This is a genomic window from Leifsonia virtsii, from assembly GCF_030433675.1.
GTDB classification, from domain to species: Bacteria; Actinomycetota; Actinomycetes; order Actinomycetales; family Microbacteriaceae; genus Leifsonia; species Leifsonia virtsii.
This window is the reverse complement of sequence record NZ_JAROCB010000002.1, coordinates 372,694-397,004: the sequence shown is the minus strand read 5'-3', so window position 1 is coordinate 397,004 and position 24,311 is coordinate 372,694. Positions and strand designations below refer to the sequence as shown.

Here is a 24,311-nt window from a genome sequence, read left to right as displayed (position 1 = left end):
CCGCGCGAGCCTGTGTAAGTCCGACCGCCTCCACAAGCGGAGGCCATCGCGTCCCGGTGTGACCCGAGATTCCTCCGATCCCTGACATCGCTCCGCGTGCCGTCGCCGATCTCCTCCCTTTCAGAAGGGGAGGAGATTCGCAGATCGCAACCCGCGATTCGGCACCAACGGAGGGGATACCGGGCCGAACGGTGCCCGATCTCCTCCGTTTGCGACGCGAACCGCGGCAGCGCGCTCAAGCCCGCCGCCGCTCCTGCTCCTCGGCCTCGTACCCGACCTGGGCCCGCCACCACGGCGTCTCGATGAACCCGCGCTTCAGGTACAGCAGCTCCATCGCGCCGGTCCAGCCCTCCACCCCGTCGAGCACCGAGAGGGTGTGCGAGATGAACTGGTTCAGCTCGGCGACCGAGGGCGTGATGAGCTCGCAGAACAGGGAGTTGTCGTCGAGCAGCGACGCCAGGTACCGCACCGCCGGATAGGCCGACAGCGCCTCCGCCACCGCCTCCAGCCGCGACGGCGCCACCTTCACCAGCAGCAGCGTCTCCGCGCCCATCCCGAGCGCCGCGGCGGGCACCAGGGTGAGGATGTCGAGGCAGCGGTTGGCGCGCATCCGGTCGAACCGGCGCCGCACGCTCGACTCGTTCATCCCCGTGCGGTCGCCGATGGCCTGGAAGGTGACCCGGCCGTCGTCGCGCAGGGCGGCGAGGATGCGGCGGTCGGCCTCGTCGAGATGGTCGGGCGCGCAGACGTCCGCGTCGACGAGCGAGGTCTTCTCGTCCTCCTGCGGCAGCTTCATCGTCTCGGCGAACAGCTGACGGCTCCAGTCGTGGCGCACCTTGTGCACGTGCATGATGAGGTCGCTGCGCCAGCGCTTGATGCCTGCGATGGACTGCAGCTGCTGGATGAGCTGCGGGTAGTGCGCGGCGCCTCCCGTCACCACGACCTCGGCCATGATGTCGTACTGCCCGGTCACGAGCGTCAGGAAGCGGACGTCGGCGTGCTCGACGAGCGCGGCCGCCACCTCCAGCTGGGTGCCAGGGCGGCAGTTCAGCCGGACGAGGAAGGTGTCCACCTGGCCGGAGCTGCCGAGCGCCGGCACGACGGCGATGCGGACGACGCCGTCGGCGACGAGCTGCTGGCCGCGCCGGGCGACCGTCGCGGAGGAGCTGCCCACCATGTCGGCGATGGCCGTCCAGCTCGCCCGCCCGTCGTGCTGCAGCGCGACGATGATCCTCCGGTCGAGGTCGTCGAGGGTGTCGAGGGCCTTCACTCGGACGCCGCGCTCCGCACCGGAGGCACCACCTCGTGTAGGAAGGCCCGCACCGTCCTGGTCCATTCCTCCGCCTCCTCGATCTGTGGGGAGTGGCCCGACTTCTCGAAGATCGCCAGCCGCGCATCCGGGATGAGCGACGCGATCGTCTCCGAGCACGAGACCGGGGTGATCCAGTCGGTGCGCCCGACGGTCACCAGCGTCGGTGCGGTGATCCCCGGGAGCGCCCCCTTGAGATCATAGGTCGGAAGGTTCTTGGAGAAGGCGTAATTGTGCGCCTCGTACCGGTAGGGGGTCGCCGCGACCTTCCGCTCCACCGCCTCCGGGTCGTAAACGAAGTCGTACAGCGGCAGGATCTCGCGCCAGCAGTCGCGCAGGTCGTCGTTGTCGCGCACGCGGCCCTCGTCGATGCGGTCGAACTTCTCCATGTCCACGGTGACGCGGTCGGACGCGAGGGCGTTCTTGCGGGACAGCTCCGAGTGGGAGTTGTCGGCGGCCGTGTCGCGCAGCACCAGCGCCATCACCCGCTCGGGATACCGCGTCGCGTACTCCAGCGACATGAAGCCGCCGTAGGAGCCGCCGGCCATGACGATCCGCTCCGCGCCGATCCACTCGCGCAGGGCGTCGATGTCGGCCGCCCACTGCTCGTGGCTGAACTCGCCCTTCCCCTCGCTCTCGCCGGAGCCGCGGGCGTCGAAGACGACCACCCGGTACTCGTCGGCCAGCCGGCCGAAGCTGGCGCGCGGCTCCGCCCGTGACCCGAGGCCGGGGGCGCCGTGGTGCGTGATGATGACGGGCGCGCCCTCCGGCCCCAGCACCTCGACGGCGAGCCGGTTGCCGTTGATCTCGACGGATTGCGCGGTGGTGGTCGCGGCGGCGAACTCGGGGGAGACGTCGGTGCTCACAGGGTGGTCCTTTCTTTCTGCGGTTCAGAGGTCGATCGTGCAGTGGTCGAGGTCGCGCGGGAACGCCGTCAGCGGGCGCGAGCCCTCCTCGGTCACGAGCATCGAGTCGGAGATGCGGTACCCGGCGTGCCCGGGGATGTAGATGCCGGGCTCGTTGGAGACGATCATGCCCGCAGCGAGCACGGTCGCGTCGCCGTCCTCCAGCCACGGCGGCTCGTGCATCCCGAGCCCGATGCCGTGGCCCTGGCGGTGCCGGAGGTATCCCCCGAGGCCGGCGTCGCGGATGACGTCGAGGCACTCCGCGTTGGCGGCGCGGCACTCCCGGCCGGGGCGGATGGCTCCGCTCCCGGTCGCCTGGGCCAGCCGGACGGCGTCGTGGTAGCGCCGCTGCTCCGCGGTCGGCGTGCCGAGCACGAAGGTGCGCTCGCCCTCGACGAAGCGCCCGCCGACGGCGCAGCCGAGCGAGAGCATGAAGGTGTCGCCGGGTTGCAGCCGGTAGCCGGACGGGAGACCGTGCGGGTACGCGGAGTTCGCGCCGGCGTAGACGAGGCCGCCCGCGAGCGGGGAGACGACGATCACGTCGTCGTGCTCGGCGTACATGGTCGAGACGCCGACCCCGCCGACGTGCGAGGCCAGCTCGGCCTCGCTCGGCAGCGCACCGCCGGCCGCGACGCTCTCGCGGATGAGGGCGACCCCGGCCTCCAGCATGAGGTCCGTGATGCGCGCGGCCTCGGCGTGCAGCGCGACCTCCTCCGGCAGCTTCACGTAGCGCGCGACGGTCACGAGCGGGGTGGGCACCGCCTCCGCAGCGTCGAGTTCTGCGAAGGCGGCGGTCTGGCGCTCCCAGGTCATCCCGGTCGAGAAGCCGACGCGGCCGCGGCGGCCGACGCGCGCCGCGAGGGCGCGGAACGGCGGCAGCACACCGGGGAACTCGGGGTAGGAGACGATGTCGGCCCTGGCAGACTGGCGCTCGGCGTTCTCCCGCTCGAGCTCCGGGACGAGCAGCACGGTCTCGCCGTCGACGTCCATCCACACCGCCACCGGCCGCTCGCTGGGGTGGTGGAAGAAGCCGGTGAGGTAGGCGACGTCCTCCGGCGAGTCCGTGAGCAGGGCGTCCAGGCCCTCGTCGGCCAGGCGCGCGCGGAGGCGGGTCTGGATGCGGTCGAGTGTCTCGGCGGTCAGCCGGGTCGGGAACACAGCTCTCCTCTCTAGCGCTTGCGCGACTTGGGGTTGCGCGCGTCGTTGTAGGCGATCGAGAGCAGGGTGGCGGAGAGCACCAGCAGCAGGATCGCGATGGACGGGAAGAGGGTCAGCCACCACGCGCTCGACATGGCGCCCGACTGCTGCGCCTCGTAGAGGATGCGGCCCCACGACCACACGTTCGGGTCGCCGAGGCCGAGGAACGCGAGGCCCGCGGCGGAGAGCACGGCCCGGGACGCGGTGACCACGACCGAGACGACGATGACCGGTGTGACGGCCGGCACCACGTGGCGCACGATGATCCACAGCGGCGAGGAGGTCATCAGCCGGGCGGCGTCGACGTACGGCAGCCGCACCACGGTCAGCGCCTGCGAGCGCACCAGCCGGGTCACCTCCGGCCACGAGAACGCGGCGACGACGAGGATGATCGTGGTCGTGCTCGGCCCGACCAGCGCCGCGATGAGGATCATCAGCGGCAGCACCGGCAGCGACAGCGTCAGGTCGACGACGACGCTGATGAATCCGTCGAGCCGGCGGAAGTACGCGCCCGCGACCGCGACGACAGTGCCCACCACGATGGCGATGGCGGAGGCCGCGACGGCGACCAGGATGCTCTGCTGCGAGCCCCAGATCACCTCGCCGAACACATCCCTGCCGAGGCTGTCGGTGCCGAACCAGTGCGCACCGCTCGGCGGCGCGAGCACGGGGTCGCCGTAGCTCGGCGGGTACGGCGCGATGAGCGGGGCCGTGCACGCGACGACGGTGAGCAGGATGAGCACGGCGAGCGCCAGCATCCCGAGCGGCTCCCGCCGGAACGCGCGCCAGGTCTGGGCCGCGGCGCGCCCGTTCGAGAGCGCGACCGGCTCGACGCCGACGGCGGCTTCGGTGACGACTGCTGCCTGGGTCATGCCTTCTTCACTCTCGGGTCGAGGAAACCGTAGACGGTGTCGGTGAGCATGTTCGCGACCACGACGGTGATGGCGAGCATGAGGAACGCGCCCTGGAGGACGGGGAAGTCGAGCTGGGTGACGGCCTCGTAGATTCCGCGGCCGATGCCCGGGTAGGCGAACACGGTCTCGGTGAGCACCGCGCCGCCGACGAGGAAGCCGAGCTGCAGGCCGATCAGGGTCGTGGTGGGCAGCAGCGCGTTGCGGAGGGCGTGCTTCCACAGCACCCGGCGGTAGGGCAGGCCGTTGGCGCGGGCGAGGGTCGTGTAGTCCTCCCCCAGCGCATCGATGAGGGTCGAGCGCATCGTCAGCACGTACGAGCCGAGCTGCACGAGCATCAGCGAGACGGCGGGGAGGATGAGGTGGCTCGCGACCGAGCCGTACCAGGCGAGCCCGTAGGCGTCCTGGTCGTACGCTCCGCCGATGGGCAGCCAGTGCAGCATGAGCCCGAAGACGAACAGCAGCAGCACGCCGATGCTCGGCACGAAGATGGACTGGCCGGTCACCCCGACGATCTGCACGACCTTGTCGAGGAACCGGCCCCGGTGGGAGGCCGCCAGCACCCCGAGCGGGATGCCGACGGCCACCGTGAGCACCAGGGCGGTGCCGGTGAGCAGCAGGGTCCACGGGAGTCTCTGCATCAGCACGTCGAGCACAGGAATCGACTGCGTGAACGAGACCCCCAGGTTGCCCTGGACCAACTGCCACAGATAGATGCCGTACTGCACGATCAGCGGCTGATCGAGCCCGTACTGCTTGAGCAGGGCCGCCCTCGTGTCCTCGGTCATGTTCGGGCTGGCGACCGCCAGCGCGGGGTCTCCGGGGAGCAGGCGCAGGAGGAGGAACGTCACGGTCACGGCGAACCAGATCGTGAGCACTCCCCTCCCCAGCCGCGGGAGGAGGAACAGGAACCGGGACACGGGGGCGGCCTCGCTTTCGCTACTTGCCGGTCGGGTGCGCGCTGGCGACCGAGACCGGGTTGACGATGGACAGGAGCTCACTGGGCTTGGAGATGAACCCGGTCCACTTGGAGCTGGACGCGAAGTACAGGTTCTGCGTGTACATGATGTTGTCGTACACGTTGTCCCGCACGATCTTCGCGGCCTCCCGCATCAGCTTCACCTTCTCCTGCTTGTCGGTCGTCGCCGTGCCCTGAGCGATCAGGTCGTTCAGCTTCGGGTCGTCGACGTAGGAGTAGTTGATGGCGCCCTTCGGCAGGTAGGCGAGCGTCATGTTCGTCACCGGGTCGTCCATGATCGCGAAGTTGCCGGCGTAGATGTCGAAGTCGCCCTTGTTGGTCATGGCCAGGTAGGTGTTCCGCTCCGTGCCCTGCAGCTCGATCGGGATGCCGGCCTTCGCCGCGCTGTCCTTCACCAGCGTCGCCCACTGCGAGGTGACGCTGTCCTGCAGCGAGTAGATCAGCCGGAACTTGACCGGGAACATGCCGTCGGAGCCCGCGGTGTAGCCCGCCTTCTCCATCAGCGACCGCGCCTTGTCGGTGTCGAAGGAGTACTCCTTGATCGACTTGTCGTAGTAGTCCTTCAGCACGGGCATGAGCGGGCTGGAGCCGGTGGAGACCGCCTGCCCCTGCAGCACGACCTTCCGGATGGCGTCGTAGTCGACGGCCTGCGAGAGCGCCTGCCGCACCTCCAGCTTCGCCAGGTCCGGGTTGTTCATGTTGTAGGTCATGTGGGCGTAGCCGAGACCGACCGACTCGGTCACCGTGATGCCGCTCGTGCTCTTCAGCTTGGCGACCTGCGCGGGCGGGAGGGCGTTGGCGATCGCGTCCACCTCGCCGCTCTGAAGCGCCAGGATCTCGGTGTTGATGTCCGGGAAGACGCGGTACACGACCTTGGCCGAGAGCGGGGTGCCGCCCTTGACCAGCGGGTAGTCGTCCACCCGGTCCATCGTGTAGCTCTGACCGACCTGCACCTTGGTCAGCTTGTACGGACCGGCGCTCACCCAGCCGCCGTCCTTGCCGTCGTTCGGGAAGGTGGCGACCGAGTCGGCCTTCTCGAAGATGTGCTTCGGGACGATGTTGCCCCAGAAGCCGATCTCCTCGACGATCGAGGAGTCGGGCTTGGTGAGCGTGAACTCCACCCGGGTCTTGGAGACGGCCTTCGCCGTGTCCAGGTTGCCGAGCTGGCCGTAGAAGGTGCCGGAGGGCTTGTCCTTCTTGACCGCGTTCATGGTCCACGCGACGTCCTCGGCGGTGAGCGGCTCTCCGTCGCTCCACTTCATGTCGTCGCGGATCTCGTAGAACCCGGTGGTGTCGTTGACGTAGCCCCACTTGGTGGCGAGCTGCGGCTCCTTCGAGCCGTCGTTCGCGATCTCCAGCAGGTGCGGGTACATCAGGTTGGTGATCCAGTAGTCGCTGCGGCTGTTGCCGATCAGCGGGTTGTAGTTGACGACGTCGGTCGTCGTGGCGATGGTGAGCGTGGCCGAGCCGGCCGTCGCGGTGCTCGCCGCGGGCGGGGCGCTCGGAGCGCAGGCGCTCAGGGCCAGGGCCGCGACCGCCAGGGTGGCCGCCGCGACCGCGATCTTCCGTGGGCGCATCAGACCCACACCTCCTTCAGGACCCGAAGAGTGTTGCCACCCACGACGGCGCGGATCTCGTCGTCGGAGTAGTCGTGCTTCACCAGCCAGCCGATGATGTTGTAGAACTCCTCGGCCGGGTTCTCGAGACCGTCGACGTACTCGACCTTCTCGTAGTCGACGTGCCCGTGCGCCTGCCCGATGGAGAGGTTGGACGAGAACGCGTCGTGCAGTCCGACGTGGTCGCCGAACAGCGTGTCCGGGCCGAAGCTGACGTGCTCCAGGCCCACCAGGTCGACGCAGTACTGGAAGTGGTCCATGACCGACTCCAGCGAGTGCCGCGGGTGCTGCGGCGACAGCGTGGTGTGCGGGGCCGCCTCGATGCCGATGACGCCGCCGCGCTTCGCGCACTCGATGATCGTCTCGTCGGTCTTCATGCGGTTCGTCGGCCAGAGGCCGCGGGCGCCTGCGTGCGTGATGAACACCGGCATGGTGGAGGCCTTGATCGCGTCGACCGCTGTCCGGTCGCCCGAGTGCGAGACGTCGATGGCGATGCCGAGCTTGTTCATCCGCTCGATCGCCCGCTCGCCGAAGTAGGTGAGCCCGCCGTCGCCGCGCTCCTTGAGCCCGGAGCCGAGGTAGTTGGCCTCGGAGTACGCGATGCCCATCTGGCGCACGCCGAACCCGTACAGCACGTCGAGCCGGTCGACCTCGTTCTCGATCGGCGTCGCGGCCTCGAGCGCGAAGATGTGCGCGATGCGGCCGGTCTCGGCGGCGTACTCGATGTCCTTGATCGTCTCGCCCTTGATGACGAAGTCCTGGTGGGCGAGGTCGGCCATCCGGACGCCGAGGTCGAAGAGAACGTCCTGGTACTTCCAGCCGGCGTCGCTGGAGATGCAGCAGGTGCCGTCCATCCCGTTGTCGAACACGGCGGTGATGCCGGAGCGGGACAGCCCCTGGTAGCCGGTTGGTTCGCGGCCCTGCCGGATGTGGTCGCGGAGCTGGGTCATGTCCTCCGGGAAGACCTGCACGTGGTCGTGCAGCGAGATGACCGTCGACTCGGAGAGCAGCGTCGTCGTCCGCTCCTTCTGGGCGTCGCTGAGGTCGAGGCCGGCGTACTCGGGCACCCGGCCGATCTGCTTCGCGTAGCGGAACTCGCGGTAGTCCTTGCCGGGTTCCAGGTAGTCGTAGGCCGTGTAGCCGGTGTAGCGCGGTGCTGGGTCGAGCACGCTGTCTCCTTCGTCCTGGTGAGGGGTGGGGGTGCTGCGCAATCAGGCGCAACAGGAGCCAATCTCGCGGATATCCGGCGGCTGTGTCAACATTGATTAAGAAATTCGGCACGGATGTTTCCTGATTGAAACATTCCGGAAACGACTCACATGCGAGGATGTCGACGTGGACACAGTGAATGCGCACAGCACGGACGTGCTGCAGGTACGCAACCTCTCGGTCTCCTTCACGGGCGCGGGCCCCGACATCCCCGCCGTACGGGAGGTGGACCTCCGCGTGGGACGCGGCGAGTTCGTCGCGCTGCTCGGGGAGTCCGGCTCGGGCAAGTCGGTGACCGCCCGGGCGATCATGGGCCTCGGCGAGGAGGACACCCGCGTCACGGCCGACGTGCTCCGGCTCGGCGACATCGACCTGCTCGGCCTCGGCGAGGAGGCCCGCCGCCGCCTCCGCGGCGAGCGCATCGCCCTCGTGCTGCAGGACGCCCTCTCGGCTCTCAACCCCGTCATGTCGATCGGCGACCAGATCGGCGAGCTGTTCCGGGTGCACCGCGGCGCCTCCCGCAAGGAGGCGAAGGCCCGGGCGACCGAGCTGCTCGCGCTGGTCGGCATCCCGGCCCCGGAGCGCCGGGTCGACGACTACCCGCACCAGTTCTCCGGCGGGATGCGGCAGCGCATCCTGATCGCCATGGCCATCGCCCTGGAGCCGGAGCTGCTCATCGCCGACGAGCCGACGACCGCGCTCGACGTGACCGTGCAGGCGCAGATCCTCGACCTGCTGGGTTCGCTGCGCGACCGGCTCGGGATGGGCGTGCTGCTGATCACGCACGACCTCGGCGTCGTGATGGAGGTGGCCGACCGGGTGGCCGTCATGTACGCCGGGCGGATCGTCGAGTCCGGCGACGCGGACACCGTCTTCGCCCGGCCGGCGCACCCGTACACGGAAGCCCTGCTGCGGTCGGTGCCGCAGGCGGCGCAGCGCGGGTCCGACCTGCTCACCATCCCGGGTTCGCCGCCGAGTCCGGCCCGGGTGCCCTCCGGCTGCTCGTTCCACCCGCGCTGCCACCTGGCCGTCGAGGCCTGCCGCAGCGTCCGTCCCCCGCTCGAGGAGGTGGCCCCCGGTCGGCGGGCCGCCTGCATCCGATCCGAGGAGCTCATCGGTGAACTCGTCCCCTGAAACCCTGTCCGGGTCTGACACCCTGTCCGCCGAGGCTCCGGCCGCCGAGGTCGTCCTCAGTGCGCGCAACCTCGCGCGCCGGTTCTCGACCGGGTCCGCCCTGCGCTCGGCGAAGGTCTCGGCCGTCGACGGCATCTCGCTCGACCTGCACGCCGGGGAGATCCTCGGCATCGTCGGCGAGTCCGGCTGCGGCAAGTCGACCCTCGCGCGGATGCTCGTGGGACTCGAGCGCCCGGACGACGGCACCCTCTCCTACCGCGGCACCGACGTGAGCCGCGGACGCGCGCGCGACAGGAAGCGGTTGCGGGAGGGCGTGCAGATGATCTTCCAGGATCCGTACGCCTCCCTCGACCCGCGCATGACCGTGCTCGACATCGTCACCGAGCCGATCGCGGCCGCCCGGGCGATGAACCGTGCCGCCCGGCGCGCCCGCGCGGTCGAGCTGCTGGAGCTGGTCGGCCTCGGCGAGGACATGCTGACCCGGTTCCCGCACCAGTTCTCCGGCGGTCAGCGTCAGCGCATCGGCATCGCCCGGGCGCTCGCGCTCGACCCGGACGTGCTCGTCTGCGACGAGCCGGTGTCGGCCCTGGATGTTTCGGTGCAGGCGCAGGTCATCAACCTGCTCGGCGACATCCGCCGTCGGCTCGGGGTCTCGATCGTGTTCATCGCCCACGACCTGTCGGTGGTGCGCCACATCGCCGACCGGGTCGCCGTCATGTACCTGGGCAGGATCGCGGAGCTCGGCGACACGGACGTGCTGTACGAGAGCCCGTCGCACCCGTACACGCAGGCGCTGCTCTCGGCGACGCCGACCGCGACGCGCGAGGGCCGCGGACGGCTGGCGCAGCGGCGCATCCTCGCCGGGGAGCCGCCGTCGCCGGTCGACCCGCCGTCGGGCTGCCGGTTCAACCCGCGCTGCTGGATGGCGACGGAGGAGTGCCGTACGGTCGTCCCGCCGCTGCGTCCCTTCGACGCACCGGGCATCCCCCTGCGCGACGTGTCGTGCCACCACGCGGAGGAGGCCGTCGGCCTCCCGATCGGCTGATTGCGGCGTGGCCTCGATCGAAACGGAGGAGATTCGCCCCCCTAGCCATCGGATCTCCTCCGTTTCTTGTTCCGGCGGTGCCTCCGGCGCCGGATCTCCTCCGTTCTTCACTCGAACGAAAAGGGAGGAGGTTGCGCGGGCGGGTCGGCGGTCGGCGGACCGCCTCCGGCGCGTCGGTACGATGACCGCATGACGACCTCCTCGCCCGCTTGGGGCATCCTCGGCACGGGCGGCATCGCCGCCGCCATGACCCGCGACCTGCAGCTCGACGGCCACACCGTCGCCGCCGTCGGCTCCCGCACCTCCGAGTCCGCGGCGCGGTTCGCGGCCGAGCACGCCATCCCGCGCTCGCACGGCAGCTACGAAGAGCTGGTCGCCGACCCCGATGTCGACGTCGTCTACATCGCGACGCCGCACCCGCAGCATGCGCCGAACGCGCTGCTGGCGCTGGCAGCGGGCAAGCACGTGCTGGTCGAGAAGCCGTTCACGATGAACGAGCGGGAGGCGCAGCAGATCGCCGACGCCGCGAACGCCGCAGAGCTCGTCGCCCTGGAGGCGATGTGGACGCGGTGGCTGCCGCACATGGAGCGGCTGCAGGAGATCCTCAGCGACGGGAGCCTCGGCGAGGTGCGCTCGGTCGTCGCCCACCACAATCAGCGGACGAACCCGGACCCAGCGGCCCGCATGCTGAACCCTGCGCTCGGCGGCGGCGCCCTGCTCGACCTGGGGATCTATCCCGTCTCCTTCGCCTGGGACGTGCTCGGGGCGCCGGAGAAGGTGCTCGCCCTCTCGGCGCCCACCGACACCGGCGTGGACCGGCAGACGTCGATCCTGCTCGGCTACCCCTCCGGAGCCCAGGCCGCGCTGACCACGGAGCTCGACGCCGCCGGCGACAACAGCGCGACGATCGTCGGCACCGACGCCCGCGTCGAGCTCGACGCCACCTTCTACGCCCCGACGAGCTTCCGCGTCGTCGCACCGGACGGCCGCGTCATCGAGACGTACGAGTCGCGCATCGACGGGCGCGGGATGCAGTACCAGGCGCGCGCGATCGAGCGGCTCATCGCCGCGGGCGGCGGGGAGGACTCCCGCCTGCCGCTGTCGCAGTCGGTCGCCATCATGGGAACGCTCGACACCATCCGGGAGCGCATCGGCCTCACCTACTGACCTCCCGATTCGTGCCGAATGTGCGTATTCGCCGCGCTATAACGAGGATTCGGCACGAATCTCCGAGGCTGGCATGCGGGGCGCGCGCGGGGTTAGAGTCGCGGCGTGGGCATCCGCGTCGGCGCGGGGCCGGCCGGAAGGAGTGTCGAGGATGACCGATCTCACCGGGAGGCGCGCGCTGGTCACCGGCGGAGCGAGCGGCATCGGGCTCGCGTGCGCCGAGGCGTTCGCCGCCGCGGGAGCCCGCGTCACGATCGCCGACCTCGACGGCGAGGCCGCCCGCGCGGTGGCCGAGCGGATCGGCGGCGAGGCGTGGGAGGTCGACCTCTCGAAGACGCGCGAGCTCGCCGAGGCATCGGTCGAGACCGACATCCTGGTCAACAACGCGGGCATCCAGCACGTGCGGCCGATCCCCGAGTTCGAGCCGGAGACCTTCGCGCTGATGCTGCGGATCATGGTGGAGGCGCCGTTCCTGCTCATCCGCGCCGCGCTTCCCGGCATGTACGACCGCGGGTTCGGGCGCGTCGTCAACATCTCCAGCGTCCACGGGCTGCGGGCCTCCGAGTTCAAGTCCGCGTACGTGACCGCGAAGCACGCACTGGAGGGGCTGTCGAAGACGACCGCGCTGGAGGGCGGCCCGCACGGCGTCACCTCCAACTGCATCAACCCGGGCTACGTGCGCACGCCGCTGGTGGAGAAGCAGATCGCCGACCAGGCGCGGCTGCACGGCATCCCCGAGGACGAGGTGGTCGAGAAGGTGATGCTCACCGAGGCGGCGATCAAGCGCCTGGTGGAACCCACGGAGGTCGCGAGCCTCGCGCTGTGGCTGGCGGGCGGCGACTCCGGGATGGTCACCGGAGCGAGCTACACGATGGACGGCGGCTGGAGCGCCCGGTGACGGCGCCCGCGCGCGTCTCGGCGCCGGTCCCGGGCGGCGCCCTGGCGGCTGGAGTGTGGCATCCGGACGCCGTCGGGATGCCGCTGCTCGCCATCCACGGCATCACCGCGAACCACCTGGCCTGGCAGCTCGTCGCCGACGCGCTGCCGGATACTCGCGTGATCGCGCCCGACCTGCGCGGCCGCGGCCGCAGCGGCGACCTGCCCGGACCGTACACGCTGAACGACCACGCCGACGACCTGGCCCGGCTGCTGGACGCGGCGGGCGTCGAGCGCGCGGCCGTCGCCGGGCACTCGATGGGCGCGTTCGTGGCGGTGCGTCTCGCGGAGCGCCACCCCGACCGCACCGACCGGCTCGTGCTGATCGACGGCGGGCTCCCCCTCGCCTGGCCGGCCGGCATCCCGCGCGAGCAGGTCGCCGAGGCCGTGCTCGGTCCCGCGCTCGCGCGCCTGCGCCGCACGTTCGCGTCGCCCGCGGAGTACGAGGAGTTCTGGCGGCAGCATCCCGCGATCGGCCCGTGGTGGAACGACGCGTTCACGGCGTACGTCGCCTACGACCTCGTCGGCGAGGCGCCACGGCTGCGGTCGAGCGCGAGCGAGGACGCCGTGGCGGTCAACTCGCTGGAGCTCTACGGCGACGACGGCTACACGGAGGCGCTCGAAGCACTGCGGCTGCCGATCGAGTTCTTCCGGGCACCACGCGGCCTGCTCGACGGGCCGCCGCTGTACGCGCCGGAGGTCGTCGCCGAGTGGCGGACGCGGCTGCCCGCCACGGGCTTCCACGAGACCGACGACGTGAACCACTACACGATCCTGATGACCGAGCGCGGGGTGGAGCAAATCCTGCCCGCGCTTCGCACCCCCGCATCCGACCCGAAGGAGACACCAGCATGACCGGTACGCTGCTACCCGGCATCGACGCCCGCACCGTGCGCACTCCCCGCTACACCGCCAACGTCCTCGAACGGCCGGCCGACGGCGAGCCGACCCGGACCGTGCTGCTCGTGCACGGCAACGTGTCGTCATCGCTGTTCTGGCAGCCGCTGATGCTCTCGCTTCCGGCCGGCGTGCGGGCGCTCGCGGTCGACCTCCGCGGCTTCGGCCACAGCGAGACCCTCCCGGTGGATGCCACCCGCGGCGTGCGCGACTTCTCGGACGACGTCGCCGCGGTCGCCGACGAGCTCGGCCTCGGCCCCGTCCACATCGTCGGCTGGAGCCTCGGCGGCGGCGTGGTCATGCAACTGCTGCTCGACCGGCCCGATCTGGTCGCCTCGCTGACCCTGGTCTCCACCGTCTCCCCGTACGGCTTCGGCGGCACGGCGGCGGACGGTTCGCTGCTGAACCCCGACGCGTCCGGCACGGGCGGAGGGGGCGCGAACCCCGACTTCGTCGCCCGCCTCGCCGCGGGCGACACCGGCGAGGAGTCGCCGACCTCCCCGCGCGCGGTGTACCGCTCCTCGTACGTCGCCCCCGGCTTCGTCTCCGAGCACGAGGACCTCTGGGTGGAGTCGATGCTGTCCACCGCGACCGGCCCCGACAACTACCCCGGCGACGCGGGACCCTCCGAGCACTGGCCCGGATTCGCACCCGGCACCCGCGGCGTGCTCAACACCCTCGCGCCGACCCACTTCGACACCACCGGCATCGTCGACGCGCCCGCGAAGCCGCCCATCCTGTGGATCCACGGGGCGGTGGATGCGATCGTCGGCGACGCCTCCTTCTTCGACCTCAACCAGCTGGGCGCCGCCGGTGTCATCCCGGGCTGGCCGGGCGATGAGGTCGCGCCGCCGCAGCCGATGCTCGCGCAGACCCGCGCCGTGCTCGACCGCTACGCCGCGGCCGGCGGCACGACCCGCGAGGTCGTCTTCGACGACTGCGGCCACTCCCCGCACATCGAGAAGCCGGACGAGTTCCGCGCCGAGCTGCTCGGCTGGATCAGCTGAGGGACGCCGCGGTCGCTTCGACGTCCGCGACCCGCAGGTACAGGACGCGCTCGTTCCCGGGGAAGCGGACGAAGCCGAACCGCTCGTAGAACCGTGCGGCGCCGTCGTCCTTCGCGTGCACGACGATCGCACGCATCCCGATCGCCTGTCCCACCCGCGCCGACTGCAGGACGGCGTGCTGCAAGAGGGACGCTCCGAGTCCCCTTCCGGCGTAACGGTGGTCTACGGCGAGCCGGCCGAGGAGGACGACGGGAATCGGATCCGGCATGTTGCGCGAGAGCCGGCCCGGCGCCTCGCTGCGCGTGAGGGCGCCGGCGGCGAGGCAATAGAACCCCGCGACCCGATCGGACTCCGGGTCGACCGAGACGTAGGTGCGCGATGCCCCGTTCGCGTCGTTGTGCCTCGCCCATGCCCGGAGCCACCGGTCGAGATCGTCGGAGCCGCAGTCGAACTCGGAGACGATGTCACCGGCCTTCAACGGCCTGGGAGTGCAGACGTCAGTCACGGAAGACGGTGGGCCGACGGAACAGGTCGGCCAGTCCGGGCAGCACCTCTGCGGGCCGGTCGAGCTCGGCGCGGAACGCGTCGAAGAGCTCGGCATCCAGGGTCAGCTGGTGCTCGCGCCGGATCACCTCGTGCGCGTGCTCGGTCAGTGCGTGGGTGGAGAAGTCCGTGACCGACCGGCCTTCCAGGGCGGCAGCCTGCTCGATGAGCTCCTTCTGCTCACCGGTGACCCGGAGTTCGAGCCTCTTGTCCTTGACGGTCATACGTCACAGTGTACGGCAATCCGCCGTACACTCACGCGAGGGCGCCGGGAGAGACGCCGAGCATCCCCTCGACCGCGCGGGCGAGAGCGGGCGCGCGGTCGCCGCCCGCGCCCCAGCGGACCAGGGCCTGCGCATTGAGGCCGTCGATCATCCCGAGCAGCTGCCAGGCTGTCTGCGCCGGGTCCGCCACCGTGAATTCGCCGGCCGAGACGCCCTCCTCCACGATGCCGAGGATGAGCTCCTGCCAGGCGTCCATCTGCTCACGCACGGCTGCGGCGAGCGCCTCGTTGCGACGGCCGAGCGCCCAGGCCTCCACCCAGACCAACGTGACGTCGTCGCGGCTGCCGTCGAGCAGGGTGCCCACCAGCGCGGCCAGTTGCGCGGTCGCTCCCTCGGATGCGGCGAGCAGGGCGCGCACCTCCGCAAGCTCGGCGCCGACGACGGCCGTGAACGCGGAGGCGACCAGCTCATCCATCGCCGGGTGGTAGTGCGCCACGAGCGCGGAGGCCACGCCCGCCCGCGCCGCGACGCCGCGCAGCGTGACCGCGGCGAGGCCGTCGGCGAGCGCCACGTCGCGCGCGGCGGCCGACAGCTCTGCGCGGCGTTCGGCCGGAGGGCGGCGGGCGGCTCTTGACATGGTCCGCTCAGTATAGGTACGTTCGGCTCGTTATTGATCAATTGATCAACAACTCGCCGAACCGCGGAGGACACCGATGACCTGGCGCATGCCTGCAGAGACCGCACCGCACGAGCGGACGTGGATGGCGTTCCCCCGCGCCGGCATCACCCTCGGCGACGACGCGGCGTCGGCCGAGGAGGCGTACGCGTCCTGGACGGCCGTCGCCCACGCGATCGCCGAGTACGAGCCGGTCACGATGGTGGTCGACCCGAGCGAGCGCGAGCGCGCGGCACGCATGCTCGGCTCGCACGTGGAGCAGGTGGAGGCCCCGCTCGACGAGTTCTGGATGCGCGACTTCGGCCCCACCTTCGTGGTGGACGACGAGCGGCCGGGCGTGCTCGGCGCCGTCGACTGGACCTTCAACGGCTGGGGCGACCCCGAGTGGGCCGAGTGGCGGAAGTCGGCCGAGATCGCGCGCTTCGTCGCCGAGCGCACCGGTGCCGAGCCGATCAGCTCGCTGCTCGTGAACGAGGGCGGCGGCATCCACGTGGACGGCGAGGGGACGGTGCTGCTCACCGAGACCGTGCAGCTCGACCCGCGCCGCAACCGCTACGCCGACAAGGCCAGGGTGGAGGCGGAGCTCGCGCGCACAATCGGCGCGACGCATGCGATCTGGCTGCCGCGCGGCCTCACCCGCGACTACGACGACTTCGGCACCAACGGGCACGTCGACATCGTGGCGACCATCCCCTCCCCCGGCCGGCTGCTGCTGCACACCCAGCGGGACGCCGAGCACCCGGACTTCGCGGTGTCCCGCGAACTGCACGCACTGCTCTCCGCCACGACGGACGCCGCCGGCCGCCCCTGGGACATCGTCGAGCTTCCGGCCCCCGCGACGCTGCGCGACGAGGAGGGCTTCGTCGACTGGAGCTACGTCAACCACCTCGTCGTGAACGACGGGATCGTGGCGTGCGGCTTCGGCGAGGAGCGGGCCGACGCCGAGGCGACCGAGATCCTGGAGGCCGTGTATCCGGGCCGGACGGTGACGATGGTGGACTCGCGGCCGATCTTCGCGCGCGGGGGCGGCATCCACTGCATCACCCAGCAGCAGCCGGCGGTGGGCGCGTGAGCATCGACGTCGTCGAGACGCCGATCGCCGAGCTGCGGCGCGCGCTGGAGGCGGGCGAGACGACGAGCGTGGAGCTGGTCAGGGCGTACCTCGCACGCATCGACGCGTACGACACGGCAGGGCCGCGGCTGAACGCCGTGGTCGTGCGCAACCCCGATGCGCTGGCGGAGGCTCGCGCGTCGGATGAGCGCCGCGCACGCGGCGAGACGCTCGGGCCGCTCGACGGCATCCCGTACACCGCGAAAGACAGTTACCTCGCGCGCGGGCTGACGGCGGCGGCCGGCTCGCCCGCGTTCGAGCACCTCGTGGCGCAGCGCGACGCGTTCACCATCGAGCGGCTGCGCGCCGCCGGGGCCATCCTGCTCGGGCTGACGAACATGCCGCCGATGGCGAACGGCGGGATGCAGCGCGGCGTCTACGGCCGGGCGGAGTCGCCGTACAACGGGGAGTACCTCACGGCGGCGTTCGGCTCCGGCTCGTCCAACGGGTCGGGCACCGCGACGGCGGCGAGCTTCGCGGCGTTCGGGCTCGGGGAGGAGACGTGGTCCTCGGGCCGCGCGCCCGCGTCCAACAACGCGCTCTGCGCCTACACGCCGTCGCGCGGGGTCATCTCGGTGCGCGGCAACTGGCCGCTAGTGCCGACGATGGACGTCGTGGTGCCGCACACGCGCACGATGGCCGACCTGCTCGAGGTGCTCGAGGTGATCGTGGCCGACGACGAGGAGACGCGCGGCGACTTCTGGCGCGCCCAGCCGTGGATCCCGCTTCCTCGCGCGTCGGAGGTGCGGCCGGCGTCGTACCCGGCGCTCGCCGACGGCGCGTCGGTCGGGGGGCGGCGCGTCGGCGTCCCGCGGATGTACATCAACGCGGACCCGGAGGCGGGCACCTCCGAGCATCCCGGCATCGGCGGACCGACGGGTCAGCGGATCGAGACGCGCCCGTCGGTCATCGCGCTGTGGGACGCAGCGCGGCGCGACCTGGAGGCGGCGGGGGCCACCGTCGTCGAAGTCGATTTCCCCGCCGTGAGCAACTACGAGGGCGACCGGCCCGGCGCGCCGACGATCGCCACCCGGGGGCTGGTACGGCCGGAGTTCCTGCGCCGCGAGATCGTCGACCTGTCGGCCTGGGCGTGGGACGACTTCCTCGCCGCCAACGGCGATCCCGCGCTCAGCACCCTCGCCGACGTTGAGGGCGCGCGGATCTTCCCGCAGCCGGAAGGGGCGCTGCCCGACCGCTACGACGGGTTCGAGGACGACATCGCCGACTACCCCGCGTGGGTGCGCTCGCATCCGGGCACAACGCTGGAGGGCATCCCGGAGCTGGCGGACGGCCTGCGCGGCCTGGAGGAGACCCGCCGCGTCGACCTGGAGCAGTGGATGGACGCCCTCGGCCTCGACGCCGTCGTGTTCCCGGCCGTGGCCGATGTCGCGCCGGCCGACATGGACGTGAACCCGGCGTCGGCCGACCTCGGCTGGCGCAACGGCGTGTGGGTCGCGAACGGGAACCTCGTGCCGCGGCACCTCGGCATCCCGACCGTGACCGTGCCGATGGGCACCATGTCCGACACCGGGATGCCCGTCGGCCTCACCTTCGCCGGCCGCGCCCACGACGACAACGCGCTGCTCGCCCTCGCCGCCGCCTTCGAGCGCTTCGCGCCGCGTCGCACCGCGCCCCCGCGCACCCCGCCCCTCCCCTGACCTTCGTCTCCGTCCCAGCCATCAGCTCCTGAGTTCTTCGAGCGAATCGCCCGCCGAGACTCGAAAAACTCCGGAGCTGATGGCTGGGGCGGAGTCGGTCGCGAGGAGGAGGGGGATGGGTCGCGAGGGGGACGCGGCGCGGCGACGGCCGATGCGAGCGTGGACGGTATGCACGCATCCCGGTCGCGCCTCATCGGCGCCGCGCTGTCCCTCCTGCTCGCCGCGACTCTGGCGGGCTGCTCGACCGCGGAGTCCCGCGCGCTTGCCCAGCCGGCCGGCGCGCCGGGTCGCGTGCCCGCCACATCCGGCGACCACCGCGGCGCAGCCGCAGATGCCGGGCTGACCGACGACGACGGCTACATCCCCGAGGGCTCGTCCCTCCCGCTCGACAGCGACAAGCCCGCCGTCACCCGTCTCTCCCCCAACCTCCTCTCCGCGCTGCGTCACGCTCAGGCGGCGATGAAGCAGGACGGCGACGGCACCGACATCACGATCGCCGACGGCTGGCGGTCGGAGCGCTACCAGGAGCACCTCTTCGCCGAGGCCGTCCGCCAGTACGGCAGCGAGGACGAGGCCGAGAAGTGGGTGAAGCGGGGAGCCGACTCCGCCCATGTGCGGGGCGACGCGGTCGACATCGCCGACGCCGGCGCCATGGACTTCCTGAACCGCTTCGGCGACGAGTGGGGCCTCTGCCAGGTCTACGCCAACGAGGCGTGGCACTTCGAGCTGCGCACGACCCCGGGCGGCGGATGCCCGGCGCAGTCACCCGACGGCCGGGGCTAGCCTCCGCCGCTAAGCTGGATGCCGTGTCCAAGGTTCTGAGCAGTCTGCCCGTCGGTGAGCGAGTCGGCATCGCGTTCTCGGGGGGTCTCGACACCTCCTGCGCGGTCGCGTGGATGCGTGAGAAGGGTGCCATCCCCTGCACGTACACCGCCGACATCGGCCAGTACGACGAGCCCGACATCGACGCGGTCCCCGGCCGCGCGACCGAGTACGGCGCCGAGCTCGCTCGCCTGGTCGACGCGAAGCGCGCCCTGGTCGAGGAGGGGCTGATCGCGCTGCAGTGCGGCGCGTTCCACATCCGCTCGGCCGGCAAGACCTACTTCAACACCACCCCGCTCGGCCGCGCGGTCACCGGCGTGATGCTCGTGCGCGCGATGATGGACGACGGGGTCGAGATCTGGGGCGACGGCTCCACCTACAAGGGCAACGACATCGAGCGGTTCTACCGCTACGGCCTCATCGCCAACCCGCGCCTGCGCATCTACAAGCCGTGGCTCGACACCGCGTTCGTCGAGGAGCTGGGCGGCCGCACCGAGATGAGCGAGTGGCTCGTCGCCCGCGGCTTCCCCTACCGCGACCCGAGCGAGAAGGCGTACTCGACCGACGCCAACATCTGGGGCGCCACCCACGAGGCGAAGCGCCTGGAGGAGCTGGACGCCGGCCTCGACATCGTCGACCCGATCATGGGCGTCGCCGCCTGGCGCGACGACGTGCAGGTCGTCCCGGAGACGGTGTCGGTGCGCTTCGAGGCGGGCCGTCCGGTCGCGATCAACGGCGTCGAGTTCGACGACCCGGTGGCGCTGGTGCTGGAGGCCAATGCGATCGGCGGCCGCCACGGCCTCGGCGCGTCCGACCAGATCGAGAACCGCATCATCGAGGCGAAGAGCCGCGGCATCTACGAGGCCCCGGGCATGGCCCTGCTGCACATCGTCTACGAGCGGCTGCTGAACGCCATCCACAACGAGGACACGGTCGCCAACTACCACAACGAGGGTCGCCGCCTCGGCCGCCTGATGTACGAGGGCCGCTGGCTCGACCCGCAGTCGCTCATGCTGCGCGAGTCGCTGCAGCGCTGGGTCGGCTCGGCGATCACCGGCGAGGTCACGCTGCGCCTGCGCCGCGGCGACGACTACACGATCCTCGACACGACCGGTCCCGCCCTCAGCTACCACCCGGAGAAGCTGTCGATGGAGCGCGTGGGCAACTCCGCGTTCGGCCCGGCCGACCGCATCGGCCAGCTGACCATGCGCAACCTCGACATCGCCGACTCCCGCTCCCGCCTGGAGCAGTACGCCGCGGCCGGCCTCATCGGCGGCCCGACCGGCGAGCTGGTCGGCGAGCTGGAGGAGGGTCGCGCCCGCGCGATCCTGGAGGGCGTCGAGCCCGTCGACGAGGAGCTCTCGCGCGACATCGACCTCAGCTCCGAGGGCGCCGCCTTCGACTCCGGCACCGACTGACCCCGTCACGCCCCGACGGTCCGTACGATGGAGGGGTGGACAGGCGTGAGGCGGAGGCCGAGGAGCACCGGCCCGAGAACTGGCCGCTCGGCCGGCTGCTCGGGGCCGCATCCCGTGCCGTCGAGCGCGCCTGGGCGGAGGCGCTGGAACAGCGCGGGCTGACCCACGCCGGCCTGATCGTGCTGCACCTGCTGGAGCTCGGCTTCGACTCGCAGTCCGACCTCGCCCGCATGGCGCAGGTCGAGCCGCAGACGATGTCGCGCACGGTCGACCGGCTCGAGCGGGAGGGCCTGGTCACCCGGGCGCCCGATCCCGTGGACCGCCGCCGCCACGTGCTCGCGATCACCGAGGCCGGCCGCGCCGCGTTCGCGGCGGTGCGCGGGTTGGAGGACGAGGTGTTCCCCGAGGTCGACGACCCGTCCGCCCTGCGTGCGGCGCTGCTGCAGATCGTGTCCGCGCCGCGATGAGCGACCACCGCGTCGCCGTCCTGGTGCTGGAGGGCGCCAAGCCGCTCGATGTCGGCATCCCGGCGCAGGTGTTCTCGCACCGGCCGAGCATGCCGTACGAGGTGCGCGTCTGCGGCCCGTCGCCGGGGCTCGTCACGGGAGGCGACGGGCTCTCGTACCACGTCGCCGAGGGCCTGGAGGCGCTGGAGCACGCGGACACGGTGTTCGTGCCCGGATACCGCACGCCGGCGACCACGGAACCGCCCGCGGCCGTCGTCGACGCCCTGCTGGCCGCGCACGAACGCGGCGCCCGGCTCGCGGCGATCTCGACGGGGGCCTTCGCCCTCGCCGCGACCGGGCTGCTCGACGGTCGACGGGCGACGACGCACTGGCACTACACGCGGGCACTGGCGGAACGGCATCCGCTGGTGCGCGTGGACGAGAACGTGCTGTTCGTCGACGAGGGCGACATCCTCACCTCCGCCGGTGCCGCCTCCGGCATCGACCTCTGCCTGCACCTGGTGCGGCGCGACCACGGGGTCGGGCTGTCGAACCGCGTGGCCCGGCGGCTGGTGGCGGCGCCCTACCGCAGCGGCGGCCAGGCGCAGTACGTTCCGCGCAGCGTGCCGGAGCCGCTCGGCGACCTGTTCGCGGAGACGCGGGAGTGGGCGCTCGCCCACCTCGCGGAGCCGCTGAGCCTGGAGGTGCTCGCCAGGAACGCCAAGGTCTCGGCCCGCACCTTCTCCCGCCGGTTCGTCGAGGACACCGGGTACACGCCGATGCAGTGGGTGCTGCGCGCCCGGGTGGACCTCGCGAGGGAGCTGCTGGAGCGCTCCGACCTGGGCGTCGAGCAGATCGCGGCGCGGGTGGGGCTCGGCACGGGCGCGAACCTGCGCCTGCACTTCCAGCGCATCCTGGGCACCTCCCCGACGGAGTACCGGCACACCTTCTCCGCCTGATTCCGCCGCCTGGCGCGATGCTTGTGGAGGCTGGCGGGATGTGTGGCGGGATGCTTGCGCAAGGCGTCTTGCGCGCCACTGTCGCCCGGCGGGACACGCGCGCAGCATGGATGCGGTCCGAGAAAGGAAACCCATGACCCGCATCGCCATCAACGGATTCGGCCGCATCGGCCGGAACACCCTGCGCGCCCTCCTGGAGCGCGACTCCGCGCTGGAGGTCGTCGCGATCAACGATCTGACCGCGCCCGCCACGCTCGCCCACCTGCTGAAGTACGACAGCTCGCTCGGCCGCCTCGGCCGCACCGTCGAGGTCGACGGCGACACCCTGGTCGTCGACGGCACGCCCATCCGCGTGCTGGCCGAGCGCGATCCGGCCGACCTGCCCTGGGCGGAGCTCGGCGTGGATGTGGTGCTCGAGTCCACCGGCCGCTTCACCTCCGCGGAGGCCGCCCGCGCCCACCTGGCCGCCGGCGCGAAGCGCGTGCTGGTGAGCGCGCCCTCCGACGGCGCCGACGTCACCCTGGCGTACGGCGTGAACACCGAGGCCTTCGACGCCGAGAACCACGTCATCGTCTCCAACGCGTCGTGCACCACCAACGCACTGGCGCCGCTCGCGAAGGTGCTGGACGACCTCGCCGGGATCGAGCACGGCTTCATGACCACCGTGCACGCGTACACGCAGGAGCAGAACCTGCAGGACGGCCCGCACCGCGACCTGCGCCGCGCCCGCGCGGCCGGCGTCAACATCGTACCGACCACGACCGGCGCCGCGAAGGCGATCGGCCTGGTGCTGCCGCAGCTCGACGGCAAGCTCTCGGGCGACTCCATCCGGGTTCCCGTGCCCGTCGGCTCGATCGTGGAGCTGAACACGACCGTCACCCGCGACGTCACCCGCGACGAGGTGCTCGCCGCCTACCGCGCCGCCGCCGACGGGCCGCTGCGCGGCATCCTGGACTACGCCGACGACCCGCTGGTGTCGAGCGACATCACCGGGCAGCCGGCCTCGTCGATCTTCGACGCGGCGCTGACCCGAGTGGACGGCCGGCACGTCAAGGTCGTCGCCTGGTACGACAACGAGTGGGGCTTCTCCAACCGGGTCGTCGACACGCTGGAGCTGCTGGCGCGCTCCTGACGCACGTGAAGGTGCCGCGCATCAGCTGGTGCGGGGCACCTTCACGATCAGGCTCAACGGGTCCACCCACGTCCGCAGGGCCGACGCGCGGCCGAACAGGTCGCCGTCGAGGTCGACCTCCTGCGGCCGGTTCAGCCGCATCACGAACTCGCGGCCCTTCAGGTAGTTCATCGCGCGCACCTCGCGGTCAGCGCCCATGAGCCGGCGTCCGACGGTGGTGCGGCGGAGGATGCCGTTCTCCCAGAAGACCTTGACGGCGATCTGGACCCAGCCGATGAAGCCCTCCGGACGCAGCACGACGATGTCGAACTCGCCGTCGTCGACCGCCGCCTCCGGGAGCAGGAGGATGTTGGCCGGCAGCGACCCGCAGTTGCCGATCAGCACCGTGTGCGCCCGCACGGAGTGAACGCCCTTCTTGTCGAGCTCGTACCGGAGGCGAAGCTCGTTCTTGTCGCGCAGCACCGTCCCGATCGCCTTCACGTAGGCGAGCCAGCCGTGCCGGGCCTTCAGGTCGTCGTCGGTCGCGGCGATCATCTGCGCGTCGATGCCCACGCCCGCCATGACGAGGTACGAGTGCTTGCGGGTGCGGCCGTCGCCGTCGCGCAGCTCGACGACGCCGACGTCGATCGACCGGTCGTCGCCGCCGAAGGCGGAGTCGAGGGCGTTCTCCACGTCGTCGAGGGTGAGATTCAGATTGCGGGCGAGCAGGTTGCCCGTGCCGGAAGGGAGGAGCGCGAGCGGCACGCCCGTGCCCTGCAGCGCCTCGGCGACCGTGCGCACCGTCCCGTCGCCTCCCGCGGCGATCACGACGTCGGCGCCGCGGTCGAGCGCCTCGCGCGCCTGGCCGGCGCCGGGGTCGTCCTCCGTGGTCTCGATCCACATCGTCTCGCCCCAGCCGTGGCGCTGCTCGGCGGCGGCGAGCGCCTCACGGAGGGCCGGCTCATCCACCTTCACCGGGTTGACGATGATCGCGGCGGTCCTGGTCTGCTCGGGCACCCCCCGACAGTACC

Annotated in this window: 24 protein-coding genes; 13 read left to right on the top strand and 11 right to left on the bottom strand. The window is 71.4% G+C overall.

Annotated features, from left to right (window positions below):
- Positions 1-235 precede the first annotated feature (235 nt).
- Genes P5G59_RS07900 through P5G59_RS07870 form a run of 7 tightly spaced genes read right to left on the bottom strand, consistent with a single transcriptional unit; the run spans position 236 to position 8,086 of the window.
- Entirely contained in the window at positions 236-1,270 is a 1,035-nt protein-coding gene (locus P5G59_RS07900) for an Lrp/AsnC family transcriptional regulator (RefSeq protein WP_301217670.1), read from the bottom strand.
- Positions 1,267-2,175 carry an alpha/beta fold hydrolase gene (locus P5G59_RS07895; RefSeq protein WP_301217668.1) on the bottom strand — a complete coding sequence of 303 codons (909 nt, stop codon included), beginning with the start codon at positions 2,173-2,175 and terminating at the stop codon, positions 1,267-1,269. The genes P5G59_RS07900 and P5G59_RS07895 overlap by 4 nt, the downstream gene beginning before the upstream one ends.
- 24 nt (positions 2,176-2,199) lie before the next feature.
- Positions 2,200-3,372: a M24 family metallopeptidase gene (locus P5G59_RS07890; protein WP_301217667.1), complete on the bottom strand. Its 1,173-nt coding sequence runs from the start codon at positions 3,370-3,372 to the stop codon at positions 2,200-2,202.
- An 11-nt stretch (positions 3,373-3,383) separates the two neighbouring features.
- Entirely contained in the window at positions 3,384-4,283 is a 900-nt protein-coding gene (locus P5G59_RS07885) for an ABC transporter permease (protein WP_301217665.1), read from the bottom strand.
- A complete protein-coding gene (locus P5G59_RS07880; protein ID WP_175338827.1) occupies positions 4,280-5,242 on the bottom strand; it encodes an ABC transporter permease in 963 nt (320 codons plus the stop codon). Before P5G59_RS07880 ends, P5G59_RS07885 begins: the two co-directional genes overlap by 4 nt.
- 19 nt (positions 5,243-5,261) lie before the next feature.
- Positions 5,262-6,878: an ABC transporter substrate-binding protein gene (locus P5G59_RS07875; protein ID WP_301217661.1), complete on the bottom strand. Its 1,617-nt coding sequence runs from the start codon at positions 6,876-6,878 to the stop codon at positions 5,262-5,264.
- Positions 6,878-8,086 (bottom strand): dipeptidase, encoded by a 1,209-nt coding sequence (locus P5G59_RS07870; protein WP_301217659.1) that lies wholly within the window; start codon positions 8,084-8,086, stop codon positions 6,878-6,880. The genes P5G59_RS07875 and P5G59_RS07870 overlap by 1 nt, the downstream gene beginning before the upstream one ends.
- A gap of 166 nt (positions 8,087-8,252) precedes the next feature.
- Here P5G59_RS07870 and P5G59_RS07865 point away from each other — a divergent pair, with 166 nt between their 5' ends.
- The 6 genes from P5G59_RS07865 (at position 8,253) to P5G59_RS07840 (ending at position 14,312) form a co-directional block, all read left to right on the top strand.
- Positions 8,253-9,260, top strand: a complete 1,008-nt coding sequence (locus P5G59_RS07865) for an ABC transporter ATP-binding protein (RefSeq protein WP_301217658.1) — start codon at positions 8,253-8,255, stop codon at positions 9,258-9,260.
- Complete coding sequence (locus tag P5G59_RS07860) at positions 9,244-10,305, top strand: ABC transporter ATP-binding protein (protein ID WP_301217656.1); 1,062 nt, start codon at positions 9,244-9,246, stop codon at positions 10,303-10,305. Before P5G59_RS07865 ends, P5G59_RS07860 begins: the two co-directional genes overlap by 17 nt.
- Before the next feature lie 189 nt (positions 10,306-10,494).
- Positions 10,495-11,472, top strand: a complete 978-nt coding sequence (locus P5G59_RS07855) for a Gfo/Idh/MocA family protein (protein WP_301217654.1) — start codon at positions 10,495-10,497, stop codon at positions 11,470-11,472.
- 151 nt (positions 11,473-11,623) lie between these two features.
- Positions 11,624-12,370, top strand: a complete 747-nt coding sequence (locus P5G59_RS07850) for a 3-hydroxybutyrate dehydrogenase (RefSeq protein ID WP_301217651.1) — start codon at positions 11,624-11,626, stop codon at positions 12,368-12,370.
- The gene (locus P5G59_RS07845; RefSeq protein ID WP_301217649.1) at positions 12,367-13,263 is read left to right on the top strand and encodes an alpha/beta hydrolase; all 897 of its coding nucleotides are present in this window, start codon (positions 12,367-12,369) and stop codon (positions 13,261-13,263) included. The genes P5G59_RS07850 and P5G59_RS07845 overlap by 4 nt, the downstream gene beginning before the upstream one ends.
- Positions 13,260-14,312: an alpha/beta hydrolase gene (locus P5G59_RS07840; RefSeq protein ID WP_301217647.1), complete on the top strand. Its 1,053-nt coding sequence runs from the start codon at positions 13,260-13,262 to the stop codon at positions 14,310-14,312. The genes P5G59_RS07845 and P5G59_RS07840 overlap by 4 nt, the downstream gene beginning before the upstream one ends.
- Here the strand turns inward: P5G59_RS07840 and P5G59_RS07835 are convergent.
- From P5G59_RS07835 to P5G59_RS07825, 3 genes are read right to left on the bottom strand one after another with little or no spacing between them, the layout of a single operon-like run.
- Complete coding sequence (locus P5G59_RS07835; RefSeq protein WP_301217645.1) at positions 14,305-14,790, bottom strand: GNAT family N-acetyltransferase; 486 nt, start codon at positions 14,788-14,790, stop codon at positions 14,305-14,307. The two genes, P5G59_RS07840 and P5G59_RS07835, sit on opposite strands and share 8 nt — an antisense overlap.
- A 19-nt stretch (positions 14,791-14,809) precedes the next feature.
- Positions 14,810-15,079 carry a type II toxin-antitoxin system TacA family antitoxin gene (locus P5G59_RS07830; protein WP_301217643.1) on the bottom strand — a complete coding sequence of 90 codons (270 nt, stop codon included), beginning with the start codon at positions 15,077-15,079 and terminating at the stop codon, positions 14,810-14,812.
- Between the two features lie 31 nt (positions 15,080-15,110).
- Positions 15,111-15,716: a TetR/AcrR family transcriptional regulator gene (locus tag P5G59_RS07825; RefSeq protein WP_301217640.1), complete on the bottom strand. Its 606-nt coding sequence runs from the start codon at positions 15,714-15,716 to the stop codon at positions 15,111-15,113.
- A 76-nt stretch (positions 15,717-15,792) separates the two neighbouring features.
- Here P5G59_RS07825 and P5G59_RS07820 point away from each other — a divergent pair, with 76 nt between their 5' ends.
- From P5G59_RS07820 to gap, 7 genes are all read left to right on the top strand, one after another.
- Positions 15,793-16,827, top strand: coding sequence for an agmatine deiminase family protein (locus P5G59_RS07820; RefSeq protein ID WP_301217638.1), 1,035 nt, complete (start codon positions 15,793-15,795; stop codon positions 16,825-16,827).
- Positions 16,824-18,524, top strand: coding sequence for an amidase (locus P5G59_RS07815; protein ID WP_301217636.1), 1,701 nt, complete (start codon positions 16,824-16,826; stop codon positions 18,522-18,524). Before P5G59_RS07820 ends, P5G59_RS07815 begins: the two co-directional genes overlap by 4 nt.
- A 168-nt stretch (positions 18,525-18,692) precedes the next feature.
- Positions 18,693-19,307, top strand: a complete 615-nt coding sequence (locus tag P5G59_RS07810) for a M15 family metallopeptidase (RefSeq protein WP_301217634.1) — start codon at positions 18,693-18,695, stop codon at positions 19,305-19,307.
- Between the two features lie 23 nt (positions 19,308-19,330).
- The gene (gene argG / locus P5G59_RS07805) at positions 19,331-20,764 is read left to right on the top strand and encodes an argininosuccinate synthase (protein ID WP_301217632.1); all 1,434 of its coding nucleotides are present in this window, start codon (positions 19,331-19,333) and stop codon (positions 20,762-20,764) included.
- Positions 20,765-20,799: 35 nt separating this feature from the next.
- Positions 20,800-21,231, top strand: a complete 432-nt coding sequence (locus P5G59_RS07800) for a MarR family winged helix-turn-helix transcriptional regulator (protein WP_301217630.1) — start codon at positions 20,800-20,802, stop codon at positions 21,229-21,231.
- On the top strand, positions 21,228-22,169 hold the full coding sequence (locus P5G59_RS07795) for a GlxA family transcriptional regulator (RefSeq protein WP_301217628.1): 942 nt from the start codon (positions 21,228-21,230) through the stop codon (positions 22,167-22,169). The genes P5G59_RS07800 and P5G59_RS07795 overlap by 4 nt, the downstream gene beginning before the upstream one ends.
- Positions 22,170-22,302: 133 nt before the next feature.
- Positions 22,303-23,301 carry a type I glyceraldehyde-3-phosphate dehydrogenase gene (gap, locus tag P5G59_RS07790; RefSeq protein ID WP_301217626.1) on the top strand — a complete coding sequence of 333 codons (999 nt, stop codon included), beginning with the start codon at positions 22,303-22,305 and terminating at the stop codon, positions 23,299-23,301.
- 21 nt (positions 23,302-23,322) lie between these two features.
- Here the strand turns inward: gap and P5G59_RS07785 are convergent, their stop codons facing one another.
- Positions 23,323-24,297, bottom strand: a complete 975-nt coding sequence (locus P5G59_RS07785) for a diacylglycerol/lipid kinase family protein (RefSeq protein WP_301217624.1) — start codon at positions 24,295-24,297, stop codon at positions 23,323-23,325.
- Between the last annotated feature and the right edge of the window lie 14 nt (positions 24,298-24,311).

Coding starts and splice junctions, on each gene's coding strand:
- P5G59_RS07885 (WP_301217665.1), bottom strand. CDS start 4,283: ATGACCCAGGCAGCAGTCGTCACCGAAGCCGCCGTCGGCGTCGAGCCG.
- P5G59_RS07875 (WP_301217661.1), bottom strand. CDS start 6,878: ATGCGCCCACGGAAGATCGCGGTCGCGGCGGCCACCCTGGCGGTCGCG.
- P5G59_RS07855 (WP_301217654.1), top strand. CDS start 10,495: ATGACGACCTCCTCGCCCGCTTGGGGCATCCTCGGCACGGGCGGCATC.
- P5G59_RS07850 (WP_301217651.1), top strand. CDS start 11,624: ATGACCGATCTCACCGGGAGGCGCGCGCTGGTCACCGGCGGAGCGAGC.
- P5G59_RS07840 (WP_301217647.1), top strand. CDS start 13,260: ATGACCGGTACGCTGCTACCCGGCATCGACGCCCGCACCGTGCGCACT.
- P5G59_RS07830 (WP_301217643.1), bottom strand. CDS start 15,079: ATGACCGTCAAGGACAAGAGGCTCGAACTCCGGGTCACCGGTGAGCAG.
- P5G59_RS07825 (WP_301217640.1), bottom strand. CDS start 15,716: ATGTCAAGAGCCGCCCGCCGCCCTCCGGCCGAACGCCGCGCAGAGCTG.
- P5G59_RS07820 (WP_301217638.1), top strand. CDS start 15,793: ATGACCTGGCGCATGCCTGCAGAGACCGCACCGCACGAGCGGACGTGG.
- P5G59_RS07810 (WP_301217634.1), top strand. CDS start 18,693: ATGCACGCATCCCGGTCGCGCCTCATCGGCGCCGCGCTGTCCCTCCTG.
- P5G59_RS07795 (WP_301217628.1), top strand. CDS start 21,228: ATGAGCGACCACCGCGTCGCCGTCCTGGTGCTGGAGGGCGCCAAGCCG.
- gap (WP_301217626.1), top strand. CDS start 22,303: ATGACCCGCATCGCCATCAACGGATTCGGCCGCATCGGCCGGAACACC.